Consider the following 12,610-nt stretch of genomic DNA (forward strand, 5'->3'; position numbering starts at 1 on the left):
AAGCTCGGCTGATTTGCGGGATGCCTGTCCCCTTGCGGATGGACCAGCGGTGGAGGTGAGTACGGCATGGCGGAACTGATTCTCGAGCCAGGCGCCACGGCCCAGTGGCAACAACTCGTTCGCGACGCGGAGAACCGTTGTGGCGCGCGGCTGGATGAGGATGCCCAGAGCTACCTGGTCTTCCTCCTGATGCGTTATCTGCGTCGGTCTGATCTGATACGCAGACTGCTGGCAATTGCCTATCTGCAGGCGATGGCCAGCCAGGGCCGTGCGCGCGCGGACCGACTACGTGATGTCGGCGACGAATGCCTGTTGCTCGGGGGCCTGTTTCCGGGCCAGATAAGGCGCCGGCGCGTGACACTTGATTACGTCATCGATCTCGGTCAGGGAGCCTATGGTGAACTCGGCGCCAGTGACGGCTCCGCCCTGGCCAGCCTGTTCGGCAAGCTGGCACAGGATTTCCCGTTGTTACTGGACGTACTCGGAGAACTTCGGCGGAATCCGGACACCGACTCGCTGGACAGGATGGCCCTGGCTGCCCATCGCTTTCTTGAGTCGGGCAGCCCCGCAGCGCGTCGCGAGCTGGAAAGAGCACACGGTCGTCTGATCGGAGCGCCGGGGGCTGATCTCCTGCATTAAGGAAACACTGATTTATTCCCGCGTCTGCGCCCGAGACCGGTTTTGGCCATCTGACAAGGCGCGGTGCCGGCCCGGTAGCCAGAACTACCGGGCCGGTGACGCAACACAGCCAGGGGCCAAAACCGGCCGGGCCACTGGCAAGCATGCGAATAAATCAGTGTTTCCTTAAGAAGACACGGACCAGCGTTTACGCACTGATTTGGTGCATGCTGCAACGATTTGCGCCTTATTAGTGCGTATTGCCGCGAGTCCTGCCATGCTCTGCACTATTAAAACGCGATGCCGCGCCATGTATTGGTGCTGGCACGGTTACTGCTTTACTTCGCATCGACCGCGCCTGGCGCGACTATTTTTCATGACCGGGAGGTAAGCATGGCTCGCACCGCAGCTGACATTCTGAAGTACATCAAGGAAGAGAAGATCAAGTATGTCGATCTTCGCTTCACCGACACCAAGGGCAAGGAACAGCATGTCACCCTGCCGACCTCCGGCATCGAGGAAGACACTTTCGAAGAAGGCAAGATGTTCGATGGCTCCTCCATTGCCGGCTGGAAGGGGATCAACGATTCCGACATGATCCTGATGCCGGATCCGGACAGCGCCGTGCTCGACCCCTTCTTCGACGAACCGACGCTGAACATGACCTGCGACATCATCGAGCCGAACACCATGCAGGGCTACGAGCGTGATCCGCGCTCCATCGCCAAGCGCGCCGAGGCTTACCTGCAGTCCACCGGTCTGGGCGACACCGCGTTTTTTGGCCCGGAGAACGAATTCTTCGTGTTCGACGACGTGCGCTGGGGCGCGGATATCGGCGGCAGCTTCTACAAGATCGATTCGGAAGAGGCCGGCTGGAACTCGGAGCGGGTCTATGCCGACGGCAATATGGGACACCGTCCGGGCGTCAAGGGGGGGTATTTCCCGGTTCCGCCTGTCGACTCGCTGCATGACCTGCGCGCCGCCATGTGCGAAGCGATGGAAGAACTTGGCCTCAAGGTTGAGGTGCACCACCACGAGGTGGCTACCGCCGGTCAGTGCGAAATCGGGGTCGAATTCAACACCCTGGTGAAGAAGGCCGACGAGGTGCAGAAGCTGAAGTACGCGGTGCACAATGTGGCCGCCGCCTACGGCAAGACCGCCACCTTCATGCCCAAGCCTCTGGTCGGCGACAACGGTTCCGGCATGCATGTGCACCAGTCCATTTCCAAGGGCGGCGAGAACCAGTTCACCGGCGACCAGTACGGCGGTTTGAGCGAGACGGCGCTGTACTACATCGGCGGCATCATCAAGCACGCACGGGCAATCAACGCCTTCGCCAATGCCTCCACCAACAGCTACAAGCGGCTGGTGCCAGGCTTCGAGGCGCCGGTGCTGCTGGCCTATTCGGCCCGTAACCGTTCCGCCTCGATCCGGATTCCGTGGATCTCCAACCCGAAGGCGCGGCGCATCGAAGTGCGCTTCCCGGATTCCACCGCGAACCCGTACTTCGCCTTCGCCTCGATGCTGATGGCGGGTCTCGACGGCATCCAGAACAAGATCCATCCGGGCGATGCGATGGACAAGGATCTGTACGACCTGCCGCCGGAGGAGGAGAAGGACATTCCGAAGGTTGCCTTCGATCTGGAGGAGGCACTCCAGGCGCTGGACCAGGACCGCGAGTTCCTCAAGGCAGGCGGCGTGTTCACCGACGACGTGATCGATGCCTACATCGAACTGAAGATGGAAGAGGTCACACGCCTGCGGATGACCACCCATCCGGTGGAATTCGATTTGTACTACAGCGCCTGATCGGGTCTGCAGTCAGTGTGAATCCGAAAGGGGCCTGCGGGGCCCCTTTCTTGTTGGCGCCGCCGGGCACGCCGGCAGGCGTTACCCGGCGTTGTGAACCGTGGCCGCCGGCGCTAGTCTCAGGGACATGAGAATCCTGCTCTCCATCCTCGCATTGAGCCTTGCCGTAACCTTGTCGACGGGGGCCACGATTTATCGCTATGTGGATCAGGACGGCAACGTCAGCTTTAGTGACCAGCCTTCCGAGGGTGCGGAGCGGATCGAGATCGAGGGTTCTTCCACCTACACGTCTCCGCCACGGTCGCCGCGTCGCGAGCGGCCGGAACAGCCGATCGAGGAGGAAGCCGCTCCCGGCTATGAGCTGGTGCAGATACTGAGTCCGGCGGACCAGGGCACGGTGCGCGACAACGAGGGTCGTGTGACCGTCCGTGCCGAAACCCGACCACCGCTGCGCGATGGTCACACGCTGGCGTTGTTACTGAACGGTGATGCCCACGGTGAACCCCAACGTGGCTACAGTTTCGAACTCACCGATATCCACCGCGGCGAACATACGGTGCAGCTGGTTGTGGTCGATGCCGACGGTCAAGCGGTGGCCGAATCGACTCCACATGTGTTCTACATGCACCAGGCATCGCAGCTATTCCCGCAGCGCCAGGGTCCAGCCGGCACCGGCATCACCCCGGGCCCGGCGCAGTAAGCGGGCCGCGCGCGCACCATAATGGTGCGATGTTGAATCACGCTGTATCCTCCAGGGTGCCTGCGGGACATGCCGGCGCACCATGTTGATCCCTGCCGGTTCCCGGCGCAGCGTGCCATGACCCCACGATAGCCGGCTTGGCGCCGGCGTCCCGCAAGCATGGTGCATTTCTTGCTAGACCCACTGCATGATGACCATTGCCGATGACCCGGGCCTGAACAGCCGCTTGCTGGAAAACATGCAAACCGCATTGATACTCCTTGACCAGGAGTCGCGGGTTCGCTTCATCAATCCGGCAGCGCAGGCCTTGTTCGCGGTCAGCGCGCGCCAGGTTCAGGGACACCGGCTTTATCCCGCCTCACCGGGAGGGCGGGTCCTCGAACGCTTGGCTGAGGAAGCCATGCACCATGGTGAGGCATTCACCCAGCGGGAAGTCCGTGTCGAGGTTTCGGGTAGCCATCACATCACGGTCGATGTCGCCGCGATTCCGATCTCGGAATGCGAGCTCCTGCTGGAGCTTTCCCAACTGGACCGGCGCCTGCGGATTACCCGGGAACAATCCCTGATCAACCAGAACCAGGCGACTCGTCATCTATTGCGTGGGCTGGCCCATGAGATCAAGAACCCGCTGGGTGGATTGCGCGGTGCGGCCCAGTTGCTGGAGCGGGAACTGAAGGCACCGGATCTGCGGGAATACACCCAGGTCATCATCGAAGAGGCGGATCGGCTGCGTACGCTTGTCAATGGCCTGCTGGGACCGAATTCGCCGCCGAACAAGCGCGAAGTCAACGTCCACGAGGTGCTGGAACGGGTTCGGCAGCTGGTTGACGCCGAGGCACCCGAGGGCGTCGGCCTGGTTCGCGATTACGATCCGTCCATCCCGAGTCTGATCGGCGAACCCAACCAATTGATTCAGGCGGTGCTGAATATCGTGCGCAACGCGCTGCAGGCGGTGGGCGAGGTTGGCCGCATCACCTTGCGAACCCGTTCCCAGCGTCAATTCACGATTGCCGATGTCCCGCACAAGCTGGTGGCCCGGATTGACATCGAGGACACCGGGCCGGGCATTCCACCCGAGATGATGGAACGCATTTTCTATCCGATGGTGACGTCGCGTGCCAAGGGTAGTGGCCTGGGCCTGTCCATCGCGCAAACCCTGATACACCAGCATGGCGGCCTGATTGAATGCTGGAGCGAACCCGGCCAGACCCTGTTCACGATCTGGCTGCCTCTGGAGAGCACGACCAATGGTGAATAAGGAAGAAATCTGGGTCGTCGATGACGACCGCTCGATTCGCTGGGTCCTGGAAAAGGCGATTGAACAGGAAGGGCTGTCGGTGCGGACCTTTGAATCCGGCGATGCGGCCCTGTCCGCTATGCCCCGGCGCCAGCCCGCGGTACTCATCACCGATATCCGGATGCCGGGTATCGATGGCCTGGAACTGCTGTCGCAGATCCACGAGCGCTGGCCGGACCTGCCGGTGATCGTGATCACCGCGCATTCGGATCTGGATGCAGCGGTTTCCGCTTACCAGGGTGGTGCCTTTGAGTACCTGCCCAAGCCGTTCGACGTCGATGATGCCGTCGGATTGGTGCGGCGGGCACTGGAGACGCGCAACTGGGATCAGGTTGTCGAACCGCAGGATGACGAGAAGGTGCCGGAGATCATCGGTGAGGCACCCGCCATGCAGGAGGTCTTCCGTGCCATTGGCCGCCTGTCCAGCTCCAATATCAATGTGCTCATCAACGGCGAATCCGGTAGCGGCAAGGAACTGGTGGCGCGCGCCCTGCATCGCCACAGCCCCCGTCGGGAGAAGCCGTTCATCGCCCTGAACATGGCCGCGATACCGCGCGACCTGATGGAATCGGAGCTGTTCGGCCACGAAAAGGGCGCCTTCACTGGTGCCCAGCAAAGCCGTCAGGGCCGGTTCGAACAGGCCAACGGCGGTACCTTGTTCCTGGACGAGATCGGCGACATGCCCCCCGAATTGCAAACCCGTCTCCTGCGGGTCCTTGCCGAGGGACAGTTCTATCGCGTCGGCGGCCACACCGCGGTTACCGTGGACGTGCGCATCATTGCCGCCACCCACCAGGACCTGGAACGCCGCGTTGCCGAGGGCCATTTCCGCGAGGACCTGTTCCATCGCCTGAACGTGATCCGCATTCACTTGCCGGCACTCAGGGAGCGGCGCGAGGACATTCCGCGCCTTGCGCGCTACTTTCTGGCCCAGGCCGCCGAGGAACTCGGCGGCGAACCAAAGCAGCTCCGCGAGGAAGTGGGCCGATACCTGATGGGTTTGAGCTGGCCCGGCAACGTGCGCCAGCTCGAGAACACCTGCCGCTGGCTCACCGTGATGGCCAACGGCAAGGAAATTCACATAAGCGACCTGCCGGCGGAATTGCGGCAGGACGGGCAGTCGGCGTCCAGCGGCGAAGACTGGGAAGACGCCCTCGCGGTCTGGGCGGAACGCGCCCTGGCGCGGGGTGAGCACGGCCTGCTCGAGACCGCCCTGCCGGGTTTCGAGCGGATCATGATCAAGGTCGCGATTCGCGCCACCGGAGGCCGGCGACAGGATGCCGCCCGCCTGCTTGGCTGGGGCCGCAATACCCTGACCCGCAAGATCAAGGAGCTGAACCTCGATTGTTAGGCGAGCGCCGCATGTTCAGGGTGCCGCGGTCCCGGGCCGGCCCGGGACAACGGGAATGTCCGCGCGACCCGGCTCAGAACGACAGGCTGAGCCCCGTCTCAAACAGCGGTATGTAGTCCCGCCTCACCCGGGTATCGTCATCCGCAGTGTATGGCTCCAGATAGGCAGCACCAAGCCCGATGTGCGTACGCAGGCGCCCGCTGATGAACTGATAGCCGAGCGTGCCGCCGAAGCCGAGCCGCTGGTAGGCTTTGCGATCGCCATCCTCGCGGCGCGTGTCGACCTCCAACGTGCCGATCACGCCGCCCGCATACCAGCTGCTTTCCAGACCGCCGCCGCCGGAGAAAAGCCGGAAACCGCCGACAAAGCCGGTCTGCCGGCCGCGCTCGAAGCTGGCGCTGCCGGGCACGTCCAGGTGGTAGCCCACCATCACCCAGATGCTGCCAACCGGATTGGCCAGCTCCAGCTGGGCGCCGAGCACGTCATTGACCACGCCGACCCCGGCGTAACCGCGTTCCGGGTACGGTCCGCGTTCAAATCCGTGCGCGGCGCCGGACGCCAGTGCCGCTGCCAGCACCAGCGTCAGTCCCCAGCGCGGCATCGGACCTCCTACATGTAGACGCCACCGTTGACGTTGATCTGCTGGCCGGTGATGTAGTCGCCATCGGCCGCCAGGAAAACCACCGCCCGGGCGATTTCCTCGGGCTGGCCAAACCGACGCATCGGGATCTTGTCGAGGATTTTCTGCTGGATCTCGTCGGGCACCTTGGCCAGCATTTCGGTCAGCGTGAAACCGGGAGCAATGGCATTGACCGTGACGTTGTAACGGGCCACTTCCTGGGCAGCGCTCTTGGTGAAGGCGATGATGCCACCCTTGCTGGCGGAGTAGTTGGTCTGGCCGAAGTTGCCCGCTTGGCCGACAAAGGAACTGATGTTGATAATGCGACCGAACTTCCGTTCCATCATGCCGGGCATGGCCGCACTGACCGTGTAATAGACGCTGTTGAGATTGGTGTTGATCACGTCTTCCCAGTCGTCATCGGTCAGTTTTTTCAGCGTGCGGTCCCGGGTGATGCCGGCGTTGTTCACCAGAACGTCCACCTGGCCCCACTGGTCCTCAACCTGCTTTACCAGCCCGCGGGCCTCGTCCTTTTTGCTGATGTCGGCCTGCACGGCCATGGCATCCGTTCCAAGTGCCTTGAGTTCCTCCACGACCTTGTCGGCTTCGTTGCTGCCACTGCGGTAGTTGATGGCGACCCGGGCGCCAAGCCGCGCCAACTCCAGGGCAATGGCACGTCCGATACCACGGGAGCCACCGGTGACGATGGCGGTCTTGTTATCCAGGCGTTCAGTCATTGACGTTCCTCCTTGTGGGCTTGCGAGGGTCACAACCCGTCTGTGCCGTCGTCTTGGTTATCCCGGAACCGATGCCGGTGCTTACAAGCTTAGATCAGTGTTTCCCTAGCGGAATCCGATCAGCTTCTCCATACACTGAACAGCCGATGCCGACGACGCAAGCTGCGCTGCCGCATGGCGGGCTGGACCCGGCCGGGTCGACACCGCAAAATGCCGGGCCGCCCGAAGCCAAGCCGGAGCATCGACGCACGTGCTGCATGTGCTGCTGTATCAGCCGGAGATTCCACCCAATACCGGCAATGTGATTCGACTCTGTGCCAACAGTGGGGCGAGTCTGCACCTGATCGAGCCACTGGGCTTCACGATGGAGGATCGCCAGTTGCGGCGGGCGGGGCTGGATTACCACGAATGGGCCCGGGTCAGGCGGCATCCGGATCTGGCAACGGCGCTGGATGCGGTGCGTCCCGGCCGGGTCTTTGCCATGTCCACGCGGGGCAGGAAAAATGTGTTCTCGGGCCGGTTTGCGGTCGGCGATGCGCTGCTGTTCGGTCCCGAAACCCGGGGTTTGCCGGAGACGGTGCTCAACGCCCTGCCGGCGGCCCAGGTCCTGCGTCTGCCAATGCGGCCGGGCAATCGGAGCCTGAATCTGTCGAATGCGGTGGCGGTCTGTGTTTACGAGGCCTGGCGGCAATTGGACTTCGTCGGCGCCGCCGAGTAAGTGCTGAAAATCAGCCTGGGGCTAGCGGGCTTTCGCCGCGGGGTGCTCGCTGCATCAGGGCACGCACCGCCTCTGCTGGCTGCAAGCCCTGCACCATGATCCGGTAGACCTGGTCACAGATCGGCATTTCCACGTCATGCCGCTGCGCCAACTTGCGAACCTCGCGGGCCGTGTACATGCCTTCAACCGTCTGGCCGATCTCGGCGACCGCCCGCTCCAGTGTTTGTCCCCGCCCCATGGCCAGGCCCACGCGTCGATTGCGCGACTGGTTGTCCGTGCAGGTGAGGATCAGGTCGCCCATGCCGGACAGTCCCATGAAGGTCAGGGGATCTGCGTTCAGGCTGTCTCCGAGACGCGCCAGCTCGGTCAGCCCCCGCGTGATCAGTCCGGCGCGGGTGTTGGCACCAAGTTCCATCCCGTCGGCGATGCCGGTGGCAATCGCAAGCACGTTCTTTACCGCGCCGCCCAGCTCGACACCGATCATGTCGGAGCTGGAGTAAGGCCGGAAATCCTCGCTGTAGAAGCGCTCCACCATGTCGTCGGCAAAGTCCGGGTCCGTGGAGGCGATGGTCACGGCCGTGGGCTTGCGTGCCGCCACCTCGGCCGCAAAGCTGGGCCCGGACAGGACCGCCATCGGGTGGCCGGGGGCGTTTTCTTGCACCACGTCGTGCAGCAGTCCACCGCTGTCCGCATCCAGGCCCTTGGTCGCCCAGATCAGCCGCGCATCCGGCATCAGTATGGGCTGCAGCTGCTGCAGGATGTCGCGGAACGCCAGGCTCGGGACCACGATCAGGATATCGCGAACGCCGTTAATCGCCTGGCGTAGATCGTCGGTGGGCTCCAGCGTGTCGGGAAAGCGGACGCCGGGCAGGTAACGCCGGTTCTCCTGATCGCGTGCCAGCGTGTCCATATGCGACGGCACGTGCCCCCAAAGCCGCACGGCGTTGCCGTTGCGCGCAAGCACCAGGGCGAGTGCCGTACCCCAGGATCCGGCGCCGAGCACTGCGATTGGCTGCTGCGTGGCGGTCATGCGCTGAGGCCGCTCAGGACGGCTTGGCCTCGCTGTTGTCGGCGGCGGCCGATTCGGCCTGCTGCTGTTCGCGTCGCTTCTGCATATACAGCGCCTCGAAATTCACAGGCCCCAGCAGCATTTGCGGGAAGCCACCCTTGGCCACCAGGTCAGCTACCGCCTCGCGGGCAAACGGGAACAGGTTGGTCGGGCAGTAGCTGGCCAGCACCGCCTCCAGTGTCTTGTCGTCGAAGCCGGAGACACCGAACACCCCGGCCTGATGCACCTCACAGAGGTATGCTGTCTTGTCCTCGACCTTGGCGGTCACGGTAACGCGCAGCACACACTCGTAGGTGTCGTCGGCCAGCCGCTTGGCTTCGGTTCCAAGATCCACATTGACCTGCGGTTTCCACTCGCCGCGGAAGATATCCGGCGCATTGGGTGCTTCCAGCGAGGCATCCCGCAGGTAGATCTTGTGGATGGCGAACTGCTGCTTGTTTTCTTCCTGGGCACCTGCTGCGGCACCGTTGCTCTGCTTTTCAGCCATGCTGACTCCTTCGTCGCGGTGCGTCGTCGGCGTTTGCCGATCTGACGGACCAGTCTATTTACGTTCGGTGGGAAAGCCCGCTCCGGTCCAGCCGTCATAGCCGCCCTTGAGCTGCATGACCTGCTCGAAGCCTTCCTGTTTCAGGGCCTTGCCTGCCTTGCCGGCGACCATCCCGTTGCCGCAGTAGACGATCACCGGTTTCTGCTTCTGCTTGTGCAGGCGCTTGTGTCGGGGTTCGAACTTGCCCTCCGGCATACTCACCGCGCCGGGCAGATGACCCTTGTTGAACTCGGCCTCCGGCCGGACATCCACGAAAACGCCGTCCTGCTTGTTGTAGAGTCGGGTAGCCTCGGTGGCGTCCACCTGCCTGACGCCCTGGGCCACGCGTCCCAGTTCACTCATCATGATCCAGCCGATCACGGCGGCCAGTGCGGCGAACAGGATCCAGTTATTGGCAATGAATTCCATCAGTCGATCCAAGTGGTGTGCAAAAATTGCGCGGAGGTCGCTGCCGCATGGCGGTCGCGATGGCGATATCGGCACCGGAAGCAGCGCCGCGTGGCCCCGGCCGGGGGCCTGTGACAGCGGCATCGAAACCCCGGACGCCGATCCAGGCGAACTCGGCATTATACAGGGCGGTCACAATGAGTGAATGCCTGGCTTCAGGTGTCTTGCGCTACTTGGCGGATGCCGCGATCAGACGACCCGGGAGACCGCATTTGCGGGCGATTCGCCGGCTGCTGCTGTGCGGCCTGTTGCTGGCAAGTCCGGTGGTTCCAGCGGATACGGCCGATATTAAAGAGCGGGAGCAGCAGCTTGAGCAGCTGCGTGGCGAGATCGAGCGTATCGAACGCGATCTGGACGCCCAGCGCGCGGAGCGTGATGCGGTTGCCGAGGAGCAACGCAGGCTTGAGCAGTCCGTCAGCCGGTCCGTGCGGCGCGGCCGGGAATTGCAGGCGGAAGCGGAACAGGTCGGCACCCGCATCTCCGAACTGGAACAACAGCAGGCCGAGCAGGAAGAAAATGCCGAGGCCCAGCGGGAGCAGTTGGCCGAGGAGATCCGTGCGGTCCATCGACTCGGCGCCCAGCCCGCGCTGAAGCTGCTGCTCAATCAGGAGGATCCGGCGGAACTGGGACGCATGCTGGTGTATCTGGAGCGTCTCGGTGCCCAGCGTGAGCAGCGCGTTCAGGAGGCGGTCGCGATGGTGGCGGAGCTGCGGGCCAGCCAGGAAGAGTTGGCCGGCCAGCGGCAGCAACTCGATCAGTTGCGGCAGGAACAGGATGAAGAGGCCGAGCGCCTGGCGCGGCGCCGAGACGAACGGGCCGAACTGCAGGCGCGCCTGGACGCCGAGATTGCCAGTGAAGATGCGCGTCTGGCGCGCATGGCCGAAGACGAGCAGGAGTTGCAGGCCCTGCTCGACGAATTGCATCAGGCGCTGGCGGAGATCCCGCAGCAGGATCGCGCCATGCAGCCATTCGATGAGCAACGGGGTGGTTTGCGCTGGCCGTTGCAGGGCGAGGTCATGGCCCGCTATGGCAGCAGCCGCGGGCGCAGCGGTGATCGTTGGCGGGGGCTCCTGCTGGCGGCGGACCGGGGAACGCCGGTGACGGCCGTGGCCAACGGTCAGGTGGTGTTCGCCAACTGGTTGCGTGGTCAGGGGTTATTGATGATCATCGATCACGGTGATGGACACATGACGTTGTACGGCAACAATGACAGTCTGTACCGGGACGTCGGCGAATGGGTCGAGGCCGGCGATGTCATTGCCAGTTCAGGCGATACCGGTGCCGGCGGCCGATCCGCCCTGTATTTCGAATTGCGCGTCGGTGGTGAGCCGCGTGACCCGATGACCTGGCTGCGTGCGGCCGAGGATTAGTGCAGCGCGGATCGTTCTGGTGGAGAAAGACATGCGATATCCCGTAGTGCCCGGCCCGTTGATGGCCCTTGGCGTTGCAGTGGCGTGGTTACTGGCAATGCCTTCCGCGCTGGCGGATGAGCAGCCCGGGGCCCGGGATCTGCCGCTGGAGGAGTTGCGCACGCTGAGCGAGGTGTTTTCCCGGGTCAAGGGCGATTATGTCGAGGACGTGTCTGACAAGGAGCTGCTGGAAAACGCGATCCGCGGCATGCTTCAAGGTCTGGACCCGCATTCCGCCTACCTGTCCGCCGACGATTTTGCCGAGCTGCAGGAGGGAACTAGCGGTGAGTTCGGCGGGCTCGGCCTGGAAGTCGATGTGGATGACGGTTTCATCCGTGTGGTCGCGCCAATTGACGACACACCGGCGGCCCGCGCAGGTATCCGCGCCGGTGACCTGATCATCCGGCTTGATGATCGCAGCACCCGGGGCATGAACCTGAACGAGGCAGTCTCGCTGATGCGCGGCGAACCCGGTACGGACATCACCCTGACGATCACCCGCGAGGGCCAGGATGAACCGCTGGAAGTGACCCTGACCCGCGACGTGGTGCAGGTGGTCAGCGTACGCAGCCGTATGCTGGAGGATGGCTACGGTTACCTGCGCATCAGCCAGTTCCAGAATCGCACCGCTGCCAATCTCAAGGATCAATTGGCCGCCTTGAATGAGGCCGCGGACGGATCGCTGGATGGCCTGGTGCTCGACCTGCGGAACAACCCCGGTGGCGTACTGCAGGCGGCGGTGGCGGTGGCTGATGCCTTCCTCGAGGAAGGGCGGATCGTCTACACCGAAGGCCGCCTGGATCAGGCGCAGATGGAATTCGACGCCTCCGGAGAAGACCTGGCACACGGGGCGCCGATCGTGGTGTTGATCAACGAGGGCTCGGCCTCGGGGTCGGAGATTGTTGCCGGCGCCCTGCAGGATCATCGGCGCGCCGTGGTCATGGGCACCCGCAGTTTCGGCAAGGGCTCGGTGCAGAGCGTGCTGCCGCTGAACAGCGGGGCGGCGATCAAACTGACCACGGCCCGCTATTACACCCCCGATGGACGCTCGATTCAGGCTGAGGGCATCGAACCGGACGTGATTCTGGATCGGGTGCAGGTCCGTCTGCGCGAGGATTCCGAGCCGCGGCGCCTGACCGAACGGGATCTGCAGCGCCATCTGGATGGCGACCAGCTGCCGCGCCTGGAGGACGCTGACGAGCAGCGGGCGCGGGCGGTGGACGACTATGCCGTGTTCGAGGCGCTGAACCTGCTCAAGGGGCTGCGCATCCTCGGCCAGAGGCGCTGAG

The 12,610-nt window shown here is 63.6% G+C and carries 13 protein-coding genes; 8 read left to right on the forward strand and 5 right to left on the reverse strand.

Going from position 1 to position 12,610, the window contains the following annotated elements; translation table 11 throughout:
* The first annotated feature begins 66 nt into the window (after window positions 1-66).
* From M0534_RS02820 to glnG, 5 genes are all read left to right on the forward strand, one after another.
* On the forward strand, window positions 67-639 hold the full coding sequence (locus M0534_RS02820) for a hypothetical protein (protein ID WP_248566900.1): 573 nt from the start codon (window positions 67-69) through the stop codon (window positions 637-639).
* A gap of 372 nt (window positions 640-1,011) precedes the next feature.
* Window positions 1,012-2,427: a glutamate--ammonia ligase gene (gene glnA / locus M0534_RS02825; protein WP_248566901.1), complete on the forward strand. Its 1,416-nt coding sequence runs from the start codon at window positions 1,012-1,014 to the stop codon at window positions 2,425-2,427.
* Between the two features lie 127 nt (window positions 2,428-2,554).
* Window positions 2,555-3,127, forward strand: a complete 573-nt coding sequence (locus M0534_RS02830) for a DUF4124 domain-containing protein (protein ID WP_248566902.1) — start codon at window positions 2,555-2,557, stop codon at window positions 3,125-3,127.
* Window positions 3,128-3,314: 187 nt separating this feature from the next.
* Window positions 3,315-4,385, forward strand: coding sequence for a nitrogen regulation protein NR(II) (gene glnL / locus M0534_RS02835; protein WP_248566903.1), 1,071 nt, complete (start codon window positions 3,315-3,317; stop codon window positions 4,383-4,385).
* On the forward strand, window positions 4,375-5,775 hold the full coding sequence (gene glnG, locus M0534_RS02840; RefSeq protein ID WP_248566904.1) for a nitrogen regulation protein NR(I): 1,401 nt from the start codon (window positions 4,375-4,377) through the stop codon (window positions 5,773-5,775). Before glnL ends, glnG begins: the two co-directional genes overlap by 11 nt.
* A 73-nt stretch (window positions 5,776-5,848) precedes the next feature.
* Here glnG and M0534_RS02845 read toward each other — a convergent pair whose 3' ends face one another.
* Window positions 5,849-6,376: a hypothetical protein gene (locus M0534_RS02845; protein WP_248566905.1), complete on the reverse strand. Its 528-nt coding sequence runs from the start codon at window positions 6,374-6,376 to the stop codon at window positions 5,849-5,851.
* Window positions 6,377-6,384: 8 nt separating this feature from the next.
* A complete protein-coding gene (fabG, locus tag M0534_RS02850) occupies window positions 6,385-7,131 on the reverse strand; it encodes a 3-oxoacyl-[acyl-carrier-protein] reductase (protein ID WP_248566906.1) in 747 nt (248 codons plus the stop codon).
* 250 nt (window positions 7,132-7,381) lie between these two features.
* Between fabG and M0534_RS02855 the strand changes: the two genes are divergently transcribed.
* The gene (locus M0534_RS02855; protein ID WP_248566907.1) at window positions 7,382-7,849 is read left to right on the forward strand and encodes a tRNA (cytidine(34)-2'-O)-methyltransferase; all 468 of its coding nucleotides are present in this window, start codon (window positions 7,382-7,384) and stop codon (window positions 7,847-7,849) included.
* Window positions 7,850-7,859: 10 nt separating this feature from the next.
* Here M0534_RS02855 and M0534_RS02860 read toward each other — a convergent pair whose 3' ends face one another.
* Genes M0534_RS02860 through M0534_RS02870 form a run of 3 tightly spaced genes read right to left on the reverse strand, consistent with a single transcriptional unit; the run spans window position 7,860 to window position 9,873 of the window.
* Window positions 7,860-8,879, reverse strand: a complete 1,020-nt coding sequence (locus tag M0534_RS02860; protein WP_248566908.1) for an NAD(P)H-dependent glycerol-3-phosphate dehydrogenase — start codon at window positions 8,877-8,879, stop codon at window positions 7,860-7,862.
* Between the two features lie 13 nt (window positions 8,880-8,892).
* The gene (gene secB / locus M0534_RS02865) at window positions 8,893-9,405 is read right to left on the reverse strand and encodes a protein-export chaperone SecB (protein ID WP_248566909.1); all 513 of its coding nucleotides are present in this window, start codon (window positions 9,403-9,405) and stop codon (window positions 8,893-8,895) included.
* A gap of 54 nt (window positions 9,406-9,459) precedes the next feature.
* Entirely contained in the window at window positions 9,460-9,873 is a 414-nt protein-coding gene (locus M0534_RS02870; protein ID WP_248566910.1) for a rhodanese-like domain-containing protein, read from the reverse strand.
* Between the two features lie 251 nt (window positions 9,874-10,124).
* On the opposite strand from M0534_RS02870, the gene M0534_RS02875 reads away from it, so the two are divergent.
* Window positions 10,125-11,282 (forward strand): murein hydrolase activator EnvC family protein, encoded by a 1,158-nt coding sequence (locus M0534_RS02875; protein ID WP_248566911.1) that lies wholly within the window; start codon window positions 10,125-10,127, stop codon window positions 11,280-11,282.
* Window positions 11,283-11,313: 31 nt separating this feature from the next.
* Complete coding sequence (locus M0534_RS02880; RefSeq protein ID WP_248566912.1) at window positions 11,314-12,609, forward strand: S41 family peptidase; 1,296 nt, start codon at window positions 11,314-11,316, stop codon at window positions 12,607-12,609.
* Window position 12,610 lies beyond the last annotated feature (1 nt).

Source organism: Methylonatrum kenyense (genome assembly GCF_023195885.1).
Classification (GTDB): Bacteria; Pseudomonadota; Gammaproteobacteria; order Nitrococcales; family Aquisalimonadaceae; genus Methylonatrum; species Methylonatrum kenyense.